The sequence below is a fragment of the Chelatococcus sp. KU-N122 genome (assembly GCF_055391085.1).
Genome location: NZ_AP043981.1, coordinates 4,834,558 through 4,856,052 on the forward strand (window position 1 = coordinate 4,834,558; position 21,495 = coordinate 4,856,052).

The 21,495-nt window shown below is 63.3% G+C and carries 18 protein-coding genes and 3 pseudogenes; 9 read left to right on the forward strand and 12 right to left on the reverse strand.

Translation table 11 applies throughout. From position 1 onward, the window contains the following. Positions 1–64 precede the first annotated feature (64 nt). The 3 genes and pseudogenes from guaA to ACZ5PO_RS21775 form a co-directional block, all read left to right on the forward strand. Positions 65–1,693, forward strand: a complete 1,629-nt coding sequence (gene guaA / locus ACZ5PO_RS21765; protein ID WP_464196984.1) for a glutamine-hydrolyzing GMP synthase — start codon at positions 65–67, stop codon at positions 1,691–1,693. A 211-nt stretch (positions 1,694–1,904) separates the two neighbouring features. Continuing rightward, positions 1,905–4,694, forward strand: a complete 2,790-nt coding sequence (locus ACZ5PO_RS21770) for a bifunctional aconitate hydratase 2/2-methylisocitrate dehydratase (protein WP_464183842.1) — start codon at positions 1,905–1,907, stop codon at positions 4,692–4,694. Positions 4,695–4,834: 140 nt separating this feature from the next. Next, positions 4,835–4,944: pseudogene (locus ACZ5PO_RS21775) on the forward strand (GMP synthase (glutamine-hydrolyzing)); the annotation flags it as partial. Positions 4,945–4,982: 38 nt separating this feature from the next. On the opposite strand, the gene ACZ5PO_RS21780 reads toward ACZ5PO_RS21775, so the two are convergent. Genes ACZ5PO_RS21780 through ACZ5PO_RS21790 form a run of 3 tightly spaced genes read right to left on the reverse strand, consistent with a single transcriptional unit; the run spans position 4,983 to position 7,110 of the window. Next, complete coding sequence (locus ACZ5PO_RS21780) at positions 4,983–6,011, reverse strand: oxidoreductase (RefSeq protein WP_464183844.1); 1,029 nt, start codon at positions 6,009–6,011, stop codon at positions 4,983–4,985. Beyond that, the gene (locus tag ACZ5PO_RS21785) at positions 5,980–6,333 is read right to left on the reverse strand and encodes a hypothetical protein (RefSeq protein WP_464183845.1); all 354 of its coding nucleotides are present in this window, start codon (positions 6,331–6,333) and stop codon (positions 5,980–5,982) included. Before ACZ5PO_RS21785 ends, ACZ5PO_RS21780 begins: the two co-directional genes overlap by 32 nt. A gap of 3 nt (positions 6,334–6,336) precedes the next feature. Continuing rightward, positions 6,337–7,110, reverse strand: a complete 774-nt coding sequence (locus ACZ5PO_RS21790) for a dCTP deaminase domain-containing protein (RefSeq protein ID WP_464183847.1) — start codon at positions 7,108–7,110, stop codon at positions 6,337–6,339. 252 nt (positions 7,111–7,362) lie between these two features. Between ACZ5PO_RS21790 and ACZ5PO_RS21795 the strand changes: the two are divergent. Beyond that, positions 7,363–7,820 (forward strand): annotated as a pseudogene (locus tag ACZ5PO_RS21795) (IS630 transposase-related protein); the annotation flags it as partial. A gap of 474 nt (positions 7,821–8,294) precedes the next feature. On the opposite strand, the gene ACZ5PO_RS21800 reads toward ACZ5PO_RS21795, so the two are convergent. The 4 genes from ACZ5PO_RS21800 to ACZ5PO_RS21815 are packed head-to-tail and all read right to left on the reverse strand — an operon-like array spanning position 8,295 to position 13,640. Further along, the gene (locus ACZ5PO_RS21800) at positions 8,295–9,248 is read right to left on the reverse strand and encodes a hypothetical protein (protein ID WP_464183849.1); all 954 of its coding nucleotides are present in this window, start codon (positions 9,246–9,248) and stop codon (positions 8,295–8,297) included. Further along, a complete protein-coding gene (locus tag ACZ5PO_RS21805; RefSeq protein WP_464183850.1) occupies positions 9,245–11,131 on the reverse strand; it encodes an ORC-CDC6 family AAA ATPase in 1,887 nt (628 codons plus the stop codon). The genes ACZ5PO_RS21800 and ACZ5PO_RS21805 overlap by 4 nt, the downstream gene beginning before the upstream one ends. Continuing rightward, a complete protein-coding gene (locus tag ACZ5PO_RS21810; RefSeq protein ID WP_464183851.1) occupies positions 11,128–12,333 on the reverse strand; it encodes a metallophosphoesterase family protein in 1,206 nt (401 codons plus the stop codon). The genes ACZ5PO_RS21805 and ACZ5PO_RS21810 overlap by 4 nt, the downstream gene beginning before the upstream one ends. Further along, positions 12,330–13,640 (reverse strand): hypothetical protein, encoded by a 1,311-nt coding sequence (locus tag ACZ5PO_RS21815; protein WP_464183852.1) that lies wholly within the window; start codon positions 13,638–13,640, stop codon positions 12,330–12,332. The genes ACZ5PO_RS21810 and ACZ5PO_RS21815 overlap by 4 nt, the downstream gene beginning before the upstream one ends. 193 nt (positions 13,641–13,833) lie before the next feature. Between ACZ5PO_RS21815 and ACZ5PO_RS21820 the strand changes: the two genes are divergently transcribed. After that, positions 13,834–14,028 carry a hypothetical protein gene (locus ACZ5PO_RS21820; protein WP_464197252.1) on the forward strand — a complete coding sequence of 65 codons (195 nt, stop codon included), beginning with the start codon at positions 13,834–13,836 and terminating at the stop codon, positions 14,026–14,028. Positions 14,029–14,043: 15 nt separating this feature from the next. Here ACZ5PO_RS21820 and ACZ5PO_RS21825 read toward each other — a convergent pair. Continuing rightward, positions 14,044–14,433: pseudogene (locus ACZ5PO_RS21825) on the reverse strand (hypothetical protein); the annotation flags it as partial. On the opposite strand from ACZ5PO_RS21825, the gene ACZ5PO_RS21830 reads away from it, so the two are divergent. Continuing rightward, entirely contained in the window at positions 14,317–15,360 is a 1,044-nt protein-coding gene (locus ACZ5PO_RS21830) for an IS110 family RNA-guided transposase (RefSeq protein WP_464183855.1), read from the forward strand. The pseudogene ACZ5PO_RS21825 and the gene ACZ5PO_RS21830 overlap by 117 nt on opposite strands. Before the next feature lie 644 nt (positions 15,361–16,004). On the opposite strand, the gene ACZ5PO_RS21835 is transcribed toward ACZ5PO_RS21830, so the two are convergent. After that, entirely contained in the window at positions 16,005–16,382 is a 378-nt protein-coding gene (locus ACZ5PO_RS21835) for a winged helix-turn-helix transcriptional regulator (protein WP_464183856.1), read from the reverse strand. Positions 16,383–16,466: 84 nt separating this feature from the next. On the opposite strand from ACZ5PO_RS21835, the gene ACZ5PO_RS21840 reads away from it, so the two are divergent. Continuing rightward, complete coding sequence (locus ACZ5PO_RS21840; RefSeq protein ID WP_464183857.1) at positions 16,467–17,201, forward strand: SDR family NAD(P)-dependent oxidoreductase; 735 nt, start codon at positions 16,467–16,469, stop codon at positions 17,199–17,201. A 126-nt stretch (positions 17,202–17,327) separates the two neighbouring features. Here the strand turns inward: ACZ5PO_RS21840 and ACZ5PO_RS21845 are convergent, their stop codons facing one another. Further along, complete coding sequence (locus tag ACZ5PO_RS21845; RefSeq protein WP_464183859.1) at positions 17,328–18,242, reverse strand: AraC family transcriptional regulator; 915 nt, start codon at positions 18,240–18,242, stop codon at positions 17,328–17,330. Between the two features lie 95 nt (positions 18,243–18,337). On the opposite strand from ACZ5PO_RS21845, the gene ACZ5PO_RS21850 reads away from it, so the two are divergent. Beyond that, positions 18,338–19,087: an SDR family oxidoreductase gene (locus tag ACZ5PO_RS21850; protein WP_464183860.1), complete on the forward strand. Its 750-nt coding sequence runs from the start codon at positions 18,338–18,340 to the stop codon at positions 19,085–19,087. A 46-nt stretch (positions 19,088–19,133) separates the two neighbouring features. Here ACZ5PO_RS21850 and ACZ5PO_RS21855 read toward each other — a convergent pair whose 3' ends face one another. Both ACZ5PO_RS21855 and ACZ5PO_RS21860 read right to left on the reverse strand, forming a co-directional pair. Then, the gene (locus ACZ5PO_RS21855) at positions 19,134–19,484 is read right to left on the reverse strand and encodes a DUF2200 domain-containing protein (RefSeq protein ID WP_464183862.1); all 351 of its coding nucleotides are present in this window, start codon (positions 19,482–19,484) and stop codon (positions 19,134–19,136) included. Positions 19,485–19,620: 136 nt separating this feature from the next. Next, on the reverse strand, positions 19,621–20,517 hold the full coding sequence (locus ACZ5PO_RS21860) for a LysR family transcriptional regulator (RefSeq protein ID WP_464196986.1): 897 nt from the start codon (positions 20,515–20,517) through the stop codon (positions 19,621–19,623). Between the two features lie 269 nt (positions 20,518–20,786). Between ACZ5PO_RS21860 and ACZ5PO_RS21865 the strand changes: the two genes are divergently transcribed. After that, positions 20,787–21,434, forward strand: a complete 648-nt coding sequence (locus ACZ5PO_RS21865; RefSeq protein WP_464183864.1) for a hydrolase — start codon at positions 20,787–20,789, stop codon at positions 21,432–21,434. Positions 21,435–21,495: the final 61 nt, after the last annotated feature.

Sequence of the window (21,495 nt, forward strand, 5' to 3'; positions counted from 1 at the left end):
CGCGCATCGCACGCGCGGGCGCGTTATGCTGATCCCGGTTGCGAACCCCTCGAGCATGGCTTAGCTGACCGCGATGACGGACCTTCCTTCCACCGCCTCCGACACCGCGCTCGCCATCGGCGAGGGCGGCCAGCACGACAAGATCCTGATCGTCGACTTCGGCAGCCAGGTGACCCAGCTCATCGCCCGGCGCGTGCGCGAGGAGAAGGTCTATTCCGAGATCGTGCCCTACCAGAAGGCGGCCGCCGCCTTCGCCGAGATGCGGCCCAAGGCCGTCATCCTCTCCGGCGGCCCGTGCTCTGTTCTTGATGCTGATGCGCCATCCGCGCCCGTAGAAATCTTCGCGGCGGGCGTGCCGGTGCTCGGCATCTGCTACGGCGAGCAGACCATGGCCGTGCAGCTCGGCGGCGAGGTCGAGGGCGGCCATCACCGCGAGTTCGGCCGCGCCGAGGTGGAGGTGACCGCCGACTCACCCCTGTTCGAGGGCGTCTGGCGCAAGGGCGAGCGCTACCCGGTCTGGATGAGCCACGGCGACCGCGTCACCCGCCTGCCCGAAGGCTTTTCCGTCGTCGCCACCAGCGACAACGCGCCGATCGCCGCCATCGCCGACGAGGCGCGGCGCTACTACGCCGTGCAGTTCCACCTGGAGGTGATCCACACCCCCCATGGCGCGGCGCTGATCCGCAACTTCGTGCGCAACATCGCCGGCTGCGCCGGCGACTGGTCGATGAAGGCGTTTCGCGAGGAGGCGGTGGCCCGCATCCGCGAGACGGTGGGCCAGGGCCGCGTCATCTGCGGCCTCTCCGGCGGCGTCGATTCCGCCGTGGCCGCGGTGCTGATCCACGAGGCGATCGGCGACCAGCTCACCTGCGTGCTCGTCGACCACGGGCTGATGCGCGCGGCCGAGGCCGACCGCGTCGTCACCATGTTCCGCGAGAGCTACAACATCCCCCTCGTGCACGTGGAGGCGGAGGAGCTGTTCCTCGGCGCGCTCGACGGCGTGACCGACCCGGAGCAGAAGCGCAAGATCATCGGCAAGCTGTTCATCGACGTGTTCGAGGCCGAGGCCAAGAACCTCGCCGACGCCGGCGGCGGCCCGGCCGACTTTTTGGCCCAGGGCACCCTCTATCCGGACGTGATCGAGAGCGTCTCCTTCACCGGCGGCCCGTCGGTGACCATCAAGAGCCACCACAACGTCGGCGGCCTGCCGGCACGCATGAACATGAAGCTGGTGGAGCCGCTGCGCGAGCTGTTCAAGGACGAGGTGCGCGCGCTCGGCCGCGAGCTCGGCCTGCCCGAGGTGTTCGTGGGCCGCCACCCCTTCCCGGGCCCCGGCCTCGCCATCCGCTGCCCCGGCGCCGTCACCCGGGAGAAGGTGGAGATCCTGCGCCGGGCCGACATGATCTTCCTGGAAGAGATCCGCCGCGCCGGCCTCTACGACGACATCTGGCAGGCCTTCGCCGTGCTGCTCCCCGTGCGCACCGTGGGCGTGATGGGCGACGGCCGCACCTACGACCACGTCTGCGCCCTGCGCGCCGTGACCTCGGTGGACGGCATGACGGCGGATTTCTATCCGTTCGACATGGGCTTCCTGGGCGCCGTGGCGACGCGCATCGTCAACGAAGTGCAGGGGATCAACCGGGTGACCTACGACATCACGTCGAAGCCGCCGGGGACGATCGAGTGGGAGTGATCACGTCCGGAAGACCCGCCTGGATGAAGTTGATGAATGTCATCGTGCCCGTCCGACGGGCATTTGATGGCCGCTTTTTGCGCAAATGCGGTGTCTTGTCATCCGGTCTTGATTGACGTGCGCGAAGCCCATAATCGCTTACGATAGATTGATGATGCGCGCTGGTGGCGTTGCGCTTCAGCGCCATGCAACTCATGAGGTTGGGATCCCGATGAGCCTTTACCTGGATTATCTGACCGAGATCGAGAGCAGGAAAAGCCAAGGGCTCGCCCCCAAGCCGATCGATGACGGCGGACTGACCGCCGAAGTCATTGCCATCATTGAGGATGCCGGCAACGCGCAGCGCACGGACGCCCTCAAGTTCTTCATCTACAATACGCTGCCGGGCACGACCAGTGCGGCGGGCGTCAAGGCTGCGTTCCTGAAGAGGATCATCGTCGGCGAAGCGCTCGTCCCGGAGATCACCCCCGCCTTCGCCCTCGAGCTGCTGTCGCACATGAAGGGCGGGCCCTCGGTCGAGGTGCTGCTCGACATCGCGCTGGGCGACGACCCCGCCCTGGCCGAGAGGGCCGGTGAGGTGCTGAAGACCCAGGTCTTCCTCTACGACGCCGACATGTTCCGGCTGCGCGATGCCTTCAAGGCGGGCAATGCCGTCGCCAAGGGCGTTCTCGAGAGCTACGCCAAGGCCGAGTTCTTCACCAAGCTCCCGGACGTCGAGGACGAGATCAAGGTCGTGACCTTCGTCGCTGCCGAAGGCGATATCTCGACCGACCTCCTGTCCCCGGGCAACCAGGCGCATTCGCGCTCGGACCGCGAGCTGCACGGCCAGTGCATGATCACGCCCGAAGCGCAGCAGGAGATCGTGGCGCTGCAAAAGCAGCACCCGGACAAGCGCGTGATGATGATCGCCGAAAAGGGCACGATGGGCGTCGGCTCGTCGCGCATGTCCGGCGTCAACAACGTGGCGCTCTGGACCGGCAAGCAGGCCAGCCCCTATGTGCCCTTCGTCAATTACGCGCCCGTGGTGGCCGGCACCAACGGCATCTCGCCGATCTTCGCGACCACGGTGGACGTGACCGGCGGCATCGGCATCAACCTGAAGAACTGGGTCAGGAAGACCGGCGCGGACGGCAAGCCGATCCTCAACAACGACGGCAATCCGGTTCTCGAGCAGACCTATTCGGTCGAGACCGGGACCATCCTGTCGATCGACGTCAAGGCCAAGAAGCTGCGCGACGACAACGGCAAGGAGCTGGTCGATGTCGCCGCCGCCTTCACGCCCCAGAAGATGGAGTTCATGAAGGCCGGCAGCTCCTATGCCATCGTCTTCGGCAAGAAGCTCCAGACGTTTGCGGCCCAGACCCTCGGCATCGAGCCGACCCCGGTGTTCGCCCCGAACAAGGAGATCGCCATTGCGGGCCAGGGCCTGACCGCGGTCGAGAAGATTTTCAACCGCAACGCCGTCGGCGTGACGCCGGGCAAGGTGCTGCACGCGGGCTCGGACGTGCGGGTCAAGGTGAACATCGTCGGCTCGCAGGACACCACCGGCCTGATGACCGCCCAGGAGCTCGAGGCGATGGCGGCCACCGTCATCTCGCCGCTGGTGGACGGCGCCTATCAGTCGGGCTGCCACACGGCCTCCGTCTGGGACAAGAAGGCGCAGGCGAACATTCCGAAGCTCATGGCCTTCATGAACAACTTCGGCCTGATCACCGCGCGCGACCCGAAGGGCGTCTATCATGCGATGACGGACGTGATCCACAAGGTGCTGAACGACATCACCGTGGACGACTGGGCGATCATCATCGGCGGCGACAGCCACACCCGCATGTCCAAGGGCGTGGCCTTCGGCGCCGACTCGGGCACCGTGGCGCTGGCGCTGGCCACCGGCGAGGCGACCATGCCGATCCCGCAATCGGTCAAGGTGACCTTCAAGGGCACGATGCAGCCCTACATGGACTTCCGCGACGTGGTGCACGCCACCCAGGCGCAGATGCTCAAGCAATGCGGCGACAACGTCTTCCAGGGCCGCATCATCGAAGTCCACCTCGGCACGCTGCTCGCCGACCAGGCCTTCACCTTCACCGACTGGACGGCCGAGATGAAGGCCAAGGCCTCGATCTGCATCTCGCAGGACGAGACGCTGATCGAGTCGCTGGAGATCGCCAAGTCGCGCATCCAGATCATGATCGACAAGGGCATGGAGAATGCCGCGGGCACGCTGAAGGGCCTGGTCGCCAAGGCGGATGCGCGCATCGCCGAGATCCGCTCGGGCGAGAAGCCGGCGTTGGCCCCCGACGACAATGCCAAGTACTTCGCCGAGGTCGTCGTGGATCTGGACCTGATCGATGAGCCGATGATCGCCGACCCCGACGTGAACAACGCCGATGTCTCCAAGCGCTACACCCACGACACCATCCGCCCGATCTCCTACTACGGCGGCACCAAGAAGGTGGACCTCGGCTTCGTGGGCTCGTGCATGGTGCACAAGGGCGACATGAAGATCGTCGCGCAGATGCTCAAGAACGTCGAAAAGGCCCAGGGCAAGGTGGAGTTCAAGGCCCCCCTGGTCGTCGCCGCGCCGACCTACAACATCATCGACGAACTGAAGGCCGAGGGGGATTGGGAAATCCTCCAGAAGTACTCGGGCTTCGAGTTCGATGACGCGAAGCCGAAGGGCCAGGCCCGGACCGAATACGAGAACATCCTCTATCTCGAGCGCCCGGGCTGCAACCTGTGCATGGGCAACCAGGAAAAGGCGGAGAAGGGCGACACCGTCCTGGCCACCTCGACCCGTCTGTTCCAGGGCCGCGTCGTGGAGGACAGCGCCGAGAAGAGGGGCGAATCGCTCCTGGCCTCGACCCCGGTCGTGGTGCTGGCCGCCATCCTCGGCCGCACGCCGAATGCCGAGGAATACCGGGCCGCGGTCGAAGGCGTCGACCTGACCAAGTTCGCACCACCCAAGACGATGCCGCTCGGTTCCGCGTCCGTCCATTACTAAGGGCGCGGGCAAAGGCTGTTCGAAGATCGGTGCTGGCGGGCGAACACGGGCTCCGCCGTGGGGGCTGGTCTGCCAGCAGACGCTGAAAGCAGCGCCGGGTGGGCATGGGCGAAGGATCGACGGGACGCCGTCGGTCCTGACTGGCCCTCCTGGCCGCCGTGGCGACGCGCACCGTCAACGAGGTGCAGGTATTAATAGGGTGACGTATGATATTACGTCGAAGCCGCCGGTGACGATCGAATGGGAGTGAGGGGATAGTGGCGCTCGCGACAGCGCCTTGGTGGCCGACTAGTCACGGGGTGTGCCTTGCGGAAGAGTTGACGTTCTTTCATCCCACCGCGCGCAACGCAGCGACCCTTCACCCTTCGAGAAATAGTGGCACTTGCTTCGATTCTCGCATCCTCGATCGGGCTGGGCGAAAAAAAGCGGGTTCGCTATCAGGTCGCGGCAGAGTCCGATGTGAAGATTATCTGGCAGCGCCGCGCGGGCGGCGTTCATCGCTCGTCCCGACAAAATGAATCTTTGGCCCGGATGTCGGCTGGCAACATTCACGGTCATCGAGCGGCGCGTAGCGATCACATCCGGACGGCTCGGATAGATTAGCCGCTTGTCGATATTGTAGAAGCCGGACGACAGATCGATGAAATCGAAGGGCAGTGCCGCAACGCTGTCGTGGAAGCGCGTGGCGCCTGCCGCGTCGAAGGCGGCATCCCCCGTCAACAGCGAAATGCGAAGAGACGTCTCGATCCCGGCTGCCGCCAGGCGCTCGGCAAGCCGGGACAGGCGGTCAAGGACCTCCTCGCTCCGGGAATTGATGCGATAGTCGATGAGCAGGCTCAGGAGATAGCCGTGCGCGCCATGGAGTTGCACATGCCGATAGCCATGATCTATTGCCATGTTCGAAGCCTCGTGGAAGGCCTTGATTATGGTTGAGCTGCCGCCGGGGCCGAGCTCCTCGACGAGCGTGCGGGCATCCGCGATCACGCTGCCAGGGTCGCTCCCGACGAACTTGCGGGTGCCGACATAGCCCGCCCAACTCGTGGCGAGTTGGATGCCGGCCATGCTCCCGGCCTCGGCGATGGCCGCAGCAACCCTGCTCCACACAGGATCGCCCGTGAGCGTCGGCGTCGCGTCATTGCTCCCATGGCCCCCAGGCACAACTACATTTCCGATAATGGCGCAATGCAGGGCGCGGGAAGATCGTTGCCGGTAGAATTCGACATAGCGGCTGTCGGGCAAGCCATTCGTGACATAGCCCGTGTTCACCCCCAGGAAGAATACTCGCTTATCGCTCGAGCTGGCGATAGCGTTCGTCATTACGACTGATCTTCTCCAGAATATCCATCTCAAGATCTGCGCCGAGCAGCGTCGCGAGCCGGAAGATGTAGATCGCAGCGTCGGCAAGCTCCTCGCGCAGATGCGGGGTCGCCTCCGCGAGCGTCTGCCCCTCATAACCTTGCGTCGTGCGGGCGAGCGTCACCTTTTTCAAGGCGTTCGAAAACTCGCCAATCTCGCCGAACAGGCCGACAAGATCGTGCGTGATCTGCTGTTCGCGTGCGGCAACGTCCTTGAAATCAACCCTGAACCCCCGCCGACGATCTCGATCGATCTGCTGCTCAATTAGGGCCGATAATTCCATAGCTCATGGCTTCCGAAAATAAGTGACGCAGAAGGTGAGAAGACCGACGATCGCGCTGCTCACCAGATTGGTGAGGATAGCATGAAATGCGTCGATCCACCCCCTGCCCATGGCGAAGAGCGCCAAGGCATTGACGATCATGGCCAGCGCAAGCGCGCCATTGATCCAGGCCTGCGATCGCTCAATCTTCTTGATGATCGTCCGCGTGGCCGCTGGGAGGAGTGCCAGGGCTTCGGCTCGCTCGGATTGCACGCGCGGGTCATGCGCGAGCTCGGCATGGCTTTTCTGAAGGTGCGTCTTGATCGGCCAGACACCCGCCTGGAAGCCGTGCTGACCGTGGTAGGGCTTTGCCGCTGGCCCCGAAAGCCGGGTGAAGTCGGCCTTGGCGATCGGCTCACCTTGCGGGAGTTCGATATATTTGGCGCTGATATTTTCGGTGACGATGCCGAGATTGCCCTTGAAACCTGGATCGGCATAAGTCGCAACCGGGCTGAGGCCGACACTGAACAGCGATCCCTTCGAGACGATGCGAACAAGAACGTCAGCGGGAACGTCGAATTCTTCGGCGGCTATGAGCACGATGCGGTGCCCCGGCTTGAGCAGCGCCGCCTCGCCCGGAGCAAGCGCGAAGCGCCGGCCATCTTCCGTCAGGTCATAGTAGACATTGCCCATCCGAAGCTCGTAGCAGGCGCCGGCCAAACCGTTGGTATTGGCGTTGAGGATCAGCCGCTGCTGACTAATTTCCTTCGCAATATCGGCGTCGTTTAATGTGGTCATCGATTCCCCTGTGCGGCGCATAAGGCGCCAAGCATGTTAATTACATCGTCAGGATCAATTTGCATCAAGCGTGTTTGAAATGGATAAGATCGGCGGACCGGACCGTCGGCATCGTGAATTGGCTGACGTTAGAGTGCGTGGAGCCGTTGGTCGGACCGGGACTGCTAGAGCGTGACTCGATCTGGCTGAATCGGGATTCCCAATTGGATGGGAAGCTGATTCAAACTGTCTGCCGGAAGGAGGCCGGCGGGCATGTCGAAGGCTTTGCCGGTAGATCTTCGGGAGAGAGTTCTGGCGGCGGTTATGGCGGGGGCGATGCACCGCGAAGCCGCGGATCGTTTCGAGGTGAGCGCGGCGAGCGTAAGCCGCTGGCGCAGGCGCGAGAGGGAACAGGGGACGCACGGCCCAAAGCACCTGGCGGTGACCGCAAGTCAGGCCGGATCGACGCCCACAAGGGCGCTATCCTGGAAACGCTTGGTCCGGACGCGGACCGCTCAATCGAAGAGGTGCGGCAGGTGCTGAACGAGCAGGGGCTGATTTTCAGCTTCGACCTCGATCCAGTTCTTCTTCAAACGGCACGCCATCACGCGAAAAAAGACCGCCCATGCAGTGGAGCAGGAGCGCCCCGACCTCGTGAGGCGGCGACAGGCCTGGTTCACGGCCAACTCGATCTCGACCCCGAGCGGCTGGTCTTCATCAATGAGACCTGGAATTACGGTGACAGGAATTACGGCGACAACAGTTTACGAAATTCGCGGCGCACGGCGCCGCTAGTTCGTTCTTGCGTCCGAGCGTCACCCAGGTGTGGCTTGGCAGCCGCCAACGCCGCGATGCCCATATACACGGTGCGGATTCCTCAGCGGCTCTCAACTCCGTCACAAGGTTGCCAGGATTGGTAAACTGTCACGATCTCCGTCCACTTCAGCGGCGGAGGAAAGTCATTTCATAAGACGGAAGCGCTCTGGTGCGGAACGGCTCGCAGAAAGGCGGGTCTACTACGCGCCCTGACCTGCTCATGCCGATCGATATTGCCAGATTCTAAGAGCCACCGTTTGCGGATGTGACAGATGGGACGACGCCTAGCAGTTCGATGCCGGTCAATGGTCGCTGTTGGCGTCCCAAACATGGCTGCGATCGAAATGAGCGCACCGTCTTAACCGACTAGCAAGGCATGTTGGTCAAGCTCACATGACAGGCGCGATCCTCGCGAAACGTGTCTTGAGCGCTACGATTTTTCCGCTAGCTTTTCTGTCGCCCGGTCTTGCATGCGTCTCGCCGCTCACGCGCCACACCGTAAGCTGCGGCGCGTAAGTACGCGCGATAAGAAGACAGCACAAGCTGAATATCTTCGGCCCAAAGGGAATTAAAATCGGGCGCGAGGTCTGAACTAGTCCGTAAATTAAACTCTCAAGAATGGAATAAACCCGTGCCGGACTGTCGACATGATAGCTCATCGAGCGCTCTTCGCTGATAATATCTTTGAGGTCGCGATTGGCTTGGTTCACCGCATCGTCGTAACGCCGATCTTCACCGGTTGGTATGAACATCCATGCTGCGGTCGGCTCAAGATACTCAAGTGTGCCCAGCGCCAAGTCGCGCTCATAGCCTAGTCCGACCACAGCGGTGACGGGGCGTTCTGGCGTTGATGTCCATCCGGCATATTCCGGGGTTACGGGTTCCGTCACGGCGACCGGTGTATGCTCCGCATTTTCTTTAACGAATGCAGCGGGAAGATAGGCGAACGTCACGAAGATGTTGTCAACTTCTTCGCTCGTGCTGAGCAAGTAGACAAGGTCTGCAAGCATCGGGCGTGACATTGACGAGATATCGACCAAGATTGAAAAGCTGCTGTCCTGATCACGCGGGTGCGCGCTAAGTGCGGTCGCAACCAACTGAGAGAGTGTGCCGGCGTCCTTAGGCACTATCTCGAATTGCGCTGCTAGTAGGAAGCTGCGGTTGCTGAAGTAGGCGGCGTAATCCTCCTCGGGAAATGCCAGGGCAATCTTGCGGGCGGCGTTGATCAGTCCTTGCCTTGCGAGGTAGCTTGACCGACTTTCGTAGCCGAGCGTTCCTATGAACAAGTCGAACCGATCGGCTATCGACCCATCGCCAATGACCTCAATGCCGAGCGGGTTCATAGATCCCCCCGGAACAACGGTGCAGAATTATCACGTTCGTCGGTGAGCAATCGTTGCAGCGACCCTTCGCGGCCGAGAAGCAACGGTAAATCGTAGCTGGTCGCGAGCATATAGGAAAGCCGGAAGCGCTTTCCCCGGATTGAGCTCGCGATCGCCTCGGCACCCGAGTCGGGGACGAGAATGATGGCGCCCGCGTTGAGCGCACGACCCAGTGCCAAGAGAAGAGATTCCGACGTATTCGCGTCGACTGTGAACGAAAGGACGGGATCAGGGGAGAACTCATCGACGATGACATGACGCCGAAAGCGTTCACCGAGAGCATCGAGGAGCGAAAGCAACCCACGCGAAGCCATCTTCTTGTGGCGGAACGGAGCCATCCCATCCGGTACATAAGGGATGGTGCGCAAGAGCGCCCGGAAGCGGTCCGCTGCGGTCGAGATCGAGCTGGCCTGAACCGACCGCGGGATTCTCTGCTTATCGTCCTTATATCGCCTGATTAGAGGCCCCATCAATCCGATCAGCCAGCGAGGGTTGCCTTCGACGATCGCAAGTAGTGCATCAACTCCAAAGTAGATGTTGGCATTCTTACGGCTACGCCCCAAGCGCTGGCCGCCACCGATCGTCTGTGGCTCTGAGCGATATGCTTCGCGTACCATAACGATCGAGGTGATTTTGCGCACGATACCGGCACGTTCGGCCGATGACATCTCGTGCATTGCGTCAAGGTCGACGCGATTTTCGCTCACATAGGCAGCAAAGCCTGGATCCTTCATTGCGAGTCGCTTGTAACGCGCATGCACCTCGGTCCCCGGCCGATAGGTGGAAGGCTGCGCACCCGTGCCTTCGTCGCGCGTGCCGATCGATGCTGTGCCGAAAATGTCTTCAGGCTTCACGCCCTCGCAGCCCGCATCCGCGATCATCGCCTCGAGAAGTGCGCGCGAAAACTGAAAGCCCTGTTCCTTTCGGGCATACCAAAGCTCGATGGGCTGGTAATCCTGGGCGGGCATGGCGGCGATAGCGTTGTTCAATAGCCCCGCGTCCTGATGGTAGGGGCTGAGCGAAAGCTTGAAGAGCAGGTTCGAATTTGTGCTGCGCAGCGCTTTGAGAAGCGCCTGACGGATCGCTTGCGGCGCGATCTCGAGCTCGTCGAATAGCAATGCCCACTTGCGATAAGGCTGTTCAGCGTAGTTGTTAAACTGCTCGACGCCAAATGAGACTGCCGCGAGCGCGTCAAGATATAGGAATCGCGTTTCAGCGTTGTTCGAATCAAGCTCGCGGACGCCCGCGAGCGCCAGCTGATTGGCGATCTGCGCAATACGCGACAATCGACCCTGGAGCGCCGACTGCAACGCCAATAACGTGGGGAGCTCGGGCGTCAGCTCCCATCCTTTGGAGAGGGTCCGGACAAGCGCCGCGATTGTCTCCCGGCTGAGATCGACATGAAGTCTAGCCAGAGATGGCACTTCGGCAATTGCAGGACTCATCGCCTCCTTCACGGCCCGCACCAACGCGGATAACATATGGGTTGTGAATGCCGAGAACCCGAGCAGCGTGCGCAGGTCATCCGACAGCCGCGCCTCGCCCAAAGCGGTCAGCTGCGCGCCCCAGCTGATATCTGCGGCGACGAATACGCCAGTGAAGTCAATCTTCGACCGGAAGCTGTCCGCATCCGGGTGCCTCCAGGACGCCAGTGCGGGGAGCTGGAGCATTTTGAGCAGCGTCGTCTTGCCGCTGCCCCGCGGGCCGACGACGATGCTGTGATTGCGCAGGATAAGTTCATCGAATTGCCGTGGTGGAATGAAACGCTGTGCAACCTGAGTAGGGTCGAGATTGCGCGCGTTGAACGATTCGAAAACGCTCGGGGCCGACATCAAGACATTCATGACCGGCCCACCTCGCAGATCACACCATCCTTCAGCTGTACGACGATCTGGTGGCCTATTGCGAGCCGTCGGACGACGGTCTCAAGTTCTTCGGGGCGCAGGAAGCGGAGTTTGGGAATCGCAGCGAGAATTTCCTCGCCAGTTACGACTTCTGGTTTGCCCTCGATGTGGGTCGCAATCATCGTTGCGATTGTTCGCGCCGACTCGCGCCAGCCGAAACCGACCTTGTGCGGGAGCCCCGACGTTGCGCTGGCTGGCTGCCATCCAAACATGTTGATCCAATCCCAAGCGGTCAACGTCCCAGCCAGATCCAGCTCGAGAGCGTCAAGGTCGTCGAGCGGGATTTCGAGAATGTAGAACTGGTTCCGCGCGCGGCTGGCAATCTTCTGGTAAAGGAAGGCGCTGAACGAACCGGCCGAGAAAATGACCGGTGACGAAGCGCCGCCAGATGCATAGGTCAAGCGCGGGTAATGCTTGTGGCCATGGATCAAAAACCACGAGCCGAAATCACCTGAATCCAGGAGTTCGATCAGGCGATCGCCTCCGGCCATCTCGCTATAGTCCTCCTCGTCAACCGGGTTGTGCGTCGCCGGATGATGATGGCACACGAGGATGTTGACGCGTCGCTCCCCGCCGTCGAGCGCCTGGCGGAGGGCCGAGATTGTCTTCGAGCTTATTCGGCCGTGTTGGTATTCGGGTTTGGCGTGAGCGCCGTATCCGTGAAACGCTGCGGAATTCAGTAGGACGATACGAACGTCCCCCTCTTCGACGATCGCGAAATTTCGCGACCAGTAGTGATCGCATAGCGGCTCCTGGATACCTGGAAACATGGGCACCAGCGATTGAAGATTTCCTTTGGGATCATGATCATTGTGTTGATTGCGTGAATCAACATCGTGATTGCCCGTTGTCGCCATCAGATGCTTGGCGCCGAGTTGATCTTTCAACTCATGGAGTTTGCCCCAAGCGTATATAAGAGCGGCCGGGTCAGCCTTGTCTGACAAGTCGCCGGGACAAATCAATAGGTCAGCGGTGATCTTGTCGCGCTCGATCATCTGCGCGAGCCCGCGGAACGGGTGTCGTTCCGGCGCGTCCTGCGGATCAGCGGTTCCGATCGTCGACGGGCTGTCGCCGTTATTCGACGAGCCATTGAAGACGTGGAGATCGCTTATCACCGCGATCTTGAGCGTGCGTGCGGTCAAGCGACGATGTCCTCAATGCCTGCCGCCGTCGATGCGGCCGGGCGTCGCGCGACAACTGCGGCGGCCCGATCGCAAGGCTTGCCGGCTCGATAACGCGCGATCTGATTCTGGTAGGCAATGAAGATATTTTCTTCGACCGCTTGCTTCTGTGCGCCCTTTGAGCCGCCCATGGTTGAATGCATATGCGGGACGACGATGGGGCGTTCGACGTATTCGAAATGCTCCGTCAGGATTTCAAGAATGCGCTGCGTCGAATCCTTAAGCAATCCGTTCGTCGGGTAGCTCAGGACGAAGACCGAGCGGAGTTGCGCGGCGGCCGCAATCAGCTCATCAAACGAGCGGCTGACCCCTGATTTAAGCGAGAAGCCTGAGGTGAACCGATCCAGCCGATATTGCCCTTTGCTCGACGTCTCGGGGTAATCATATAGGACTGCATTCTCCAGAATGTGATAATAGCGAGAATATTGATCGCTAGTGTATGGCGGATCAGCATAGATAACAGCCGGCTGTCGCGCTTTGCTCGAGAGCCTTACTAGCAAGCTCACGGCTTCCGCTCTGAAGACCTGATTGCGCCGTCGCCACGCAACTGTGCCAAGTGGACGGCTTTCGCGAAGCGAACTTATCCAAAGTGACCAGGCATCCATCCGGCGCTTGCGCAATATCCGGCGAAAGTTTAAGTCGCTCGGGGATAGATATTGGGCAAAATGCCCTGTTGAATTACTTATAGTAGAAATGACTTGGCATAGCGCGAGGACCATCCAACGGTGTTCCTCTCCACTAATCGTGCCGGCGGCTAGCAATTGATCCGCGGCATGGCGTACCGAGTCGAGGTCGATTGACTGGCGAATTCCAAGATAGGTCGCGCCATGCGTCGCAGTGAACAGGCAGTGTTGCCCCTGGTCGCGGAGCGCCTTACATCGGGCGTGACCTACTTCGGCCATTGTTGCGATGAGTTCACGCGACGCCTTTGCGTTCGATTCCGAAAGCGAGCGCGCCTCGATTTCTAGTTCTTCGGCAAAAGCGACCTCCAGCGCGGATCGGTTTGAGGCAAAAAGCGGTTGGGCGTCATCAGCGATCTTCGATCCGGTCCTAAATGCGCTCGCCGCGTGAAATCTCTGTCCGGTCAGCAGCGTGGAGAAATGTTGGACATCGTTGCACCAGACCGGGCGCTGCGTGCCGATTTGCGATCCCACGGCTGCGATCCCAGAAAAAAGGTCGAGAAACGGCCCGTCAGCCATGCCGGCGACGAGCTCGGCGATGCGCGGCGCGAGGAGCTTCTTTGAGCCCATGTAGGTGAAGTCTGCCATGGTATCTTGCCGCTCGGCACTTGCCCCCACCGCCTGAGCAAGTGCCCCACGCGCGTGTAGCAACCCTTGCGGCAAAATCCGACCCCCGGCTGACAGTATTACGGTGTTTGAGGCGGCTGTCCACCCGTTCGCTATCAGCCGCGCACAGCGCGAGGGGCATCGGGCGCGCGCTCCAGTCGGCGCATGCGAACGCATGAAGAGCGCGACGCCACGCTTCACGCGCTTCTTGAGCTCGGAAGCCGACATGGGTGCGCAGGCCAGCAGATTGATCTCGACGGCGGTAAAGCCGGGCCAAAGCCCGACCAGGTTGCCCGCTGCGTCGGCGGCGCTTTCCGGGTTGATGCGTCCCTTGGCGATGCCGTGGCTCGATGATCGTCGTCAGATGTGATTGTCCGCGGCCCGGGCCAAGGTCGAAGAAGCGGCGTGCTAGATCCGGGTGCCGCACGGCCATCACCGCAAGCAGGCGATCCCATCCGCCCAATCGCCTTTCGTTGATGAAGGCCATGTAGCGCACCCTGAAGGCCAGAACCGCGAGTTCCGTCGACAGGCTCTCAGCCAATTGCTCATCGGTGGGATTCCGGAGACTTTGGGGGTGATGGCAGGCGCGTGTTAGGCGCCTGCCGAGCCGGAGCGTTAGCGGCGCTACGGCGATGCCCCCGAGGAAGCCGAGGAGGCGATGCGAGTTTATGCTGGTCTGGATGTTTCGCTCAAGACCACGCAGATCTGCGTGGTGGACGAAGAGGCGCGGATCGTGTGGCGCAGGGTGAGCGCCAGCGATCCGGCGTCGATCCATGCGGCGCTGGAGCGCTTTGTGCCGGATCTGGTGCGCTGTGCGCTGGAGACGGGCTCGACCAGCCCGTGGCTAACGAGCGGGTTGCGCGAGCTAGGCGTGCCGGCGGTGTGCGTGGATGCGCGCCACGCCAAGCCGGTGCTGGCGCAGCTGCGCAACAAGACCGACCGCAACGATGCGCGGGTTCTGGCGGACCTGGCGCGGACGCTGTTGTTCCGGCAGGTCTATGTGAAGCGGCGCCAGGCGCAGGAACTGCGGGCGGCGCTGGCGGCACGCCAGCAACTGGTGGAGGCGGCGGCGACGCTGAAGACCACGATCCGCGGGCTCCTGAAGCCGTTCGGGCTGATCCTGGGCAAGGGATCGGGCCAGGTATTCGTCGGCCTGGTGCGCGAGAAGCTGGCGGGCGAAGCGGCGCTGAGCGCGGTGGTCGAGCCGTTGCTGGCGGCGATGGCGGCGGTGCGCAAGGAGCTGGCCACCGCCACCCGGGCCCTGCTGACGTTTGCGCGCGACGACAAGACCTGCCGGCTGCTGATGAGCATGCCGGGCGTGGGGCCCCTGGTGGCGGTGGCCTATCTGTGCACGGTGTGCGAGCCGGGCCGCTTCGGCAAGTCGCGCAATGTCGGGGCGCATCTGGGGCTGACGTCGCGACGCAGCCAGTCGGGCGAGGTCGACATTCGCGGGAAGATCTCGCATTGCGGCGATCCGCTCCTGCGCTCGTATCTCTACGAGGCGGCCGGGGTGATGCTGTTTCGCTGGCGCGGGAGCTGCGTCCTGAAGGACTGGGCGGCGCGAATGATCCCAGCCAAGGGCGTGAAGAAGGTTCGGGTGGCGCTGGCGCGCAAGATGGCGGTGATCCTGCACGAGATGTGGGAGTACGGCCTGGCCTTCGACCCGAAGGGGCGGCCGGCCCAGCCGGCGGCCGTGGCCTGAGCCGACGCGAGCGGCCGCTTCTCACCCGTTCCGCAGATCCTGACAAGGAGGATATGCCGCTTCGCCGGCAACCGCCCCCTGCGGGCAGGGCGCCGGCAGAGGCTTCGCCCGAGGGCGAAGGCCCGATCATTCCGCGGTAAACTTTGCAGCTCCGTTCGCGCCGGTGACTTTGGAAGATCGGGTTATCGCCTCCCACATTGCTGGCCGCTCGGTGCTGACCGCGTAGACAACCCAGCAGCCTCGGGCGGCGCCTGCCGCAAGCGAATGAGAAGACAGACCCCTCCCGTCACGGCCACGCGGCCGGGTCCGGTGTCAACCGCTGCACGGTCCTTCGCTGCGCTGCGGCCTTCGGTGACACCAGACCCGTCCGCCTGGCATTCGGCATCCGATAGAAGTTGTTCGCCGTTCGCAGGTAAATCTGTGAACGTGAACGCTTTATATCGCCATGATATCTGAAATATACATCAATTTACTCAAAAAAACTTGACAAACTACCGAGCCATTAGACAGTAGTCTGCTAATCTTCGCCAGATTGTGAGGAGGGCGCGACGCTGTGGGAAGCCGTCGCCGTGAATGGGGCCATCGCGGTTCTGGCGGCTGCCAAGCGACGCCAGGACGTAATCCCGAAACCCACCCAAGCGCGCTCACCCCCCTCCGCCGCGCCAGCCCCCGCGCTCAGCAAAGATGCGCGCGACCTCCGCCATGTTCTCCGTGCCCCAGGTGCAGAGCGGAACGAGCGCTTCGGCGAGGCCGCGGCCGAGCGGGGTGAGCGCGTAATCGACCCGCGGCGGCACCTCCTTGTAGTCGGTCCGCCGCACGACGCCGTCGGCCTCCAGCTCCTTCAGCTGCTGGATCAGCACCTTGTCGCTGACGCCGCGAACCGCTCGTTTCAGTTCTCCGTAGCGGTTCGGGCCCTGGAGGAGAAAGTACAGGATCAGCGGCTTCCACTTGCCGGCGATCACGCGAAGCGTGGCGTCGAGCCCGCAGGTGAAACCGGGGAGCTGCGGAGGCGTTGATGTCATAATTGGCACTTACCAAAAGGTGCATACTTGTCAATAGGTGTGTGATCCATCAGCTACGTGCCACCTGAACGATGGAGGCACGACATGATGAGGCTTGAGGGCAAGACGGCGGTGGTGACCGGCGGCGGCAGCGGCATCGGGCTCGCTGCGGCGAAGCGCTTCGTCGACGAGGGGGCATTCGTGTTCATCTTCGGCCGGCGGCAGGAGGCGCTCGACGCCGCGCTGGCGCAGCTTGGGCCGACGGCGCGCGCGGTGCGCGGCTCGGTGGCCGACATGGCCGATCTCGACCGGCTCTATGAGGCGGTGAAGGCGGAGCGCGGCCATCTCGACATCCTGTTCGCCAATGCGGGGACGGGCGAGCTGGTGCCGCTGGGCGAGATCACGCCCGAGCACTACGACCGCACCTTCGATGTCAACGTCAAGGGGCTGCTGTTCACCGTCCAGAAGGGCTTGCCGCTGATGGGGAAGGGGGCCTCGATCATCCTCACCGGGTCGAGCACGGGGGTGATGGGCACGCCGAGCTTCAGCGTCTACAGCGCCACCAAGGCGGCGATCCGCAATTTTGCGCGCAGCTGGGCGCAGGACCTGCGCGGCACCGGCATCCGCGTGAACGTGCTCTCGCCGGGGCCGACGCGGACCGAGCTGGCGCTGGAGGTCGTCGGCGCGGAAGCGATGGACGCCATGGGCGTCGGCACGCCGATCGGACGGCTGGGCGATCCGGCCGAGATCGCTGCGGTCGCGGCCTTTCTCGCCTCCGCCGACAGCAGCTTCATGACCGGCAGCGAGGTGTTCGCGGACGGCGGCGTCGCCCAGATCTGACCGGCGCACGCATCGCCGGCCGCATGGACAAAGGGGCTCCGGCCGAGACCGCCGGAGCCCGGTCCGGATGAAAACGGGACGATGGATGACGGCGCGCACGCACTAAGGCGCGGGCCAAGGCTGGTCTCAGATGTGGTTCGGCCCCCTCAGGTCGCGCGCAAATTGGCCCGGGGGGCAGCCGAGGCGCTTGCGAAACGCTGTGCTGAAGGCGCTGGCGGATTCATAGCCGATCTCGTCCGCGATGCGATCGAGGGACTTCATCCCGCGCGTGAGGGCGTCCTTGGCGATCGCCATGCGCCAGCGCGCCAGATATTCGATGGGCGCACAGCCCAGGACGTCGCCAAACCGGGCGGAGAAGCCTGATCGGGACATGCCGGCGACCTTGGCCAGATCGGCAACGGTCCAGTTCGCCCGCACATCGGCGTGCATCGCTTGCAGCGCCCGCGCGAGCGCCGGGTCCTGCAGGCCGCTGAGGAGGCCTGTCGGCGTCGCCTGACGTCCGATACCGCGCCGGCGCAACGCCTCGATCAGCAGCACCTCGAGCATGCGCCGGATCATCAGCTCCTGGCCCGGATCGTCGACGGTGCACTCTTCAGCGAGCAGATCGACGAGGCGGCCGAACCGTGTGGCTCGCCCTTCAGACGCCGGGATGTGGATGAGGCCGGGCAGCAGCGCGAGCAGGAGGGGGGCATTGACCCGCTCGAACGCGAAGCTGCCGCCGAGCGCCACAAAGTCGGGGTCGCCGTCCGGTTCCCCGTGCCGGACCGCTTCGTTGCGCGGTTCGACCGGGATGCATGCGGCATCCGGTTCGCTGGCGAGAGAGAAGGCCGGCGTCGTGGGCAGGAGCACGAAATCGCCCTGGGCCAGCCGCAGAGGCTCCTGGCCGTCCAAGGTGAGCCAGGCCTGCCCCTCCAGGACGATCGTGAATCCGGGCGCATCGTGTGCTCGATAGCGCACGCCCCAGCGCCCGCGCGCCGAGATCGGCTTCGAGACCGCAGCCGTCGGCCGAAGCAAGCCGATGATATCGCTCAGAGGATCCACGTCTGGACGATCCGTAATTGATTATGGATTTTGAATTATGGATCGTCCTGGCTTGCCTGTCTATCTCCTCGGCATCGAGCGCAAGGAGACAGGCAATGAGCAAGACCATCCTCATCACCGGCACGTCGTCCGGCTATGGCAAGGCGATTGCGGAGCATTTCCTTCAGCGGGAGTGGACCGTGATGGCCGCGATGCGGCGTCCCGACCCGGCTATTTTCGGTGACGGGTCCGATCGGCTGCGCGTGCTGCCGCTGGATGTCACGGACGAGCGGAGCATCGCGGCCGCGATCGACGCTGCAGGCCCGGTCGACGTGCTGGTCAACAACGCCGGCGTCGGCGGCGTCGGCGCCTTCGAGGCGATGCCGATGTCGCTGATCCGCCAGCTGGTGGAGACCAACACGATCGGCGTCATGGCCATGTGCCAGGCGGTCATCCCGCAGATGCGCGAGCGTCGGTCGGGCACGATCGTCAACGTGACGTCGAGCGCCACGCTCGCTGCATTCCCGCTCGCCGCGGCGTACACGGCGTCCAAGCAGGCGGTCGAAGGGTTCTCCGGCTCGCTGGCGCACGAGCTCGGCCACTTCGGCGTGCAGGTGAAGCTCGTCGAGCCGGGCTATGCGCCGACGACCCGGTTTGCCGCCAACGCCATCGTGCCGGTCGAGGAGCTGCTGCCCGGGGACTATGCCGCGTTCGCGCGACCGATTCTGGAAGCGTTCGGACAGCCGGCGTTGACCACCCGCGAAGGCGATGTCGCAGAGGCGGTCTGGGCCGCCGTTCATGACACCGCGGGGCAACTGCGCTTCCCGGCGGGCGCCGATGCCGTCGCGCTCGCCCAGGCGCGCTGACGGACGGCCCCGTGCAGGCGCTTCGTCCGCCGGCCCGGGGCCGATCTTATGTGCGCAGGATCTTGCCGATCGCCTTGCCCTTGGCGAGCTCGTCGATCAGCTTGTCGAGATAACGGATGTCCCGCATCGTCGGCTCTTCGATGGTCTCGACGCGGACGCCGCAGACGACGCCGGTGATGAGCGACCGCGAGGGGTTCATCGCCGGTGCCGTCGCGAAGAAGTCCTCGAAGGGCGTGTTGTTCGCCAGCTCTTCGTCCAGCGTCGCCTGGCTGTGGCCGGTCAGCCAACGGATGATCTCGTCGACCTCGGATTTCGTCCGCCCCTTTTTCTCCGCCTTGGCGACGTAGTGGGGATAAACGCTCGCGAAGCTGACCGAATAGATGCGGTGCTTTGTCATGCCTCGTCCTCGATGCTCGGTTCGCCGCATGACGCCGCGCTCTTCCCGACCGACCAGGCCTGCCGCCGGCTCATGCGTCTTGCTCGGCGTCGGCCGTCCCATTCATGATGCGGACCCATCGTAGGCGGCGTGCCACTCAGGCAAAGGCAGGTCTTGCGAGGTGCGGGGCCGGTTCGCAGTGCTCGATCAGCAATTCGGTGAGGACCCGGATCTTCCGTGCGGGATTCTGACCTGGCGGGCGGATGACATAGGCACCGGCCGGAGGCGGCGGATGGCGTGTCATGACCGGCACAAGCGCGCCGGAGGCCACATGGTCATGGGTGAGGCAATCGGGCAGGTAGGCGATCCCGAGCCCTGCCGTTGCGGCGGCAACGAGAGCTATGCCGTTGTCCGCCTTGAAGCGCCCCTGCGGACGAACCGTGATGATCTCGTCGCCGTCCATGAGCTGCCAGCTTTCGGTGCCCTGCATGAGCGCCTCATGAGCGACGAGCTCCTCCGGCGTCTCGGGCGACCCATGCGCCTTGATGTAGTCCGGGCTCGCGACGAACTTCCCATAGATGGGTCCGACGCGTCTTGCGATCAGGTTGGAGTCCTGAAGGTAGCCAACCCGTATCGCGCAATCATAACCCTCCGTGATGAGATCGACGAAGCGATCACTGTAGCAGGTGTGGACTTGGAGCTTGGGGTGGCGTCGCGCCATTTCCGCGAGGACGGGCGCGAAGTGAGTCTGGCCGAACGAAAGCGGCACGGCAACGCGCAAGCGGCCGCGTAGGTCACCGGCGGGCAGGATCGTTTCCCTGGCCACGTCGATCTCGGCGCAGACTCTGGCGGCATAGTCCCGGAACGTGGCCCCCGCTTCCGTGAGAGCGGCGCCCCGGGTGGTGCGGGCAAGAAGCTGGACGCCGAGCTCCGCTTCGAGCCGGGCGAGCCGCCGGCTGACGATCGATTTGGAGACGCCGAGCCGGAGCGCCGCAGGCGAAACGCCCCCGGCGTCAGCCACTTCCACGAAGGTCTGCAGCTCTTCGATGTCCAATTCGGCGTTCCCCATTTCGCGACACAGCTTGCCACGAGAGGGTGCTACCGCATCACTCGTGGGAACGGCAATATTCCTTCGAGACAACGTCGCCCGTCGGCGCATGTCTCCCCGGGCGCATGTCTTCCCGGGCGACGATAGCAGAGCCGGCCGCTTACGGGATGTGTGCATTCGATCGGTCCTGTGAAGGGGGCGTGCGCGACCCATCGACCCGAACGGCCTCCGGCCTTCCCGCAAGCGCGCATCATCACCAAAGAAAGGACCTGCCAATGGCAAGCGAGATCATCCGCAACCCCCACACCGACCAGCTCCTGTCGCCCGAGAATTCAGCGTTCATCATCATCGACTACCAGCCGATCCAGGTCTCCTCGATCCGCTCGATGGCGCGCGACGAGCTCGTCTTCAATATCACGAGCGTCGCCAAGGCGGCGGTCAACTACAACCTCCCGGTCGTCCACTCGACGGTCAACATCGCGACCGGCCGTAACAAGCCGCCGATCCAGGAGCTGCAGGACGTGCTCGGCCACCTGCCGACCTATGACCGCACCTCGATCAACAGCTGGGAGGACACCGAGTTCAAGCAGGCGGTCAAGGCCATCGGCCGCCGGAAGCTCATCATGACCGCGCTCTGGACCGAAGCGTGCCTGACCTTCCCGGCGCTCGACGCGATGCAGGAAGGCTATGAGGTGTATGTGCCGGTCGATGCGGTCGGCGGCACGTCCCTCGCCGCGCACGAGGCGGCGCTGCGCCGAATGGAGCAGGCGGGCGCGAAGCTCATCAGCCGTGTGCAGATGTACTGCGAGCTCCAGCGCGACTGGTCGCGCGAGTCGACCGTCCCCGGCTTCATGGGTGTCTTCGACAACTTCGGCGGCTTCAACGCCGAAAAGGCGGCCGAGGAAGCGGCAAGGGGCCTGTGAGCGGCTGAAACCTGATGACGGCGGCGGCCACGAACGAGGTCGCCGCCATTCTTGCAGGCCG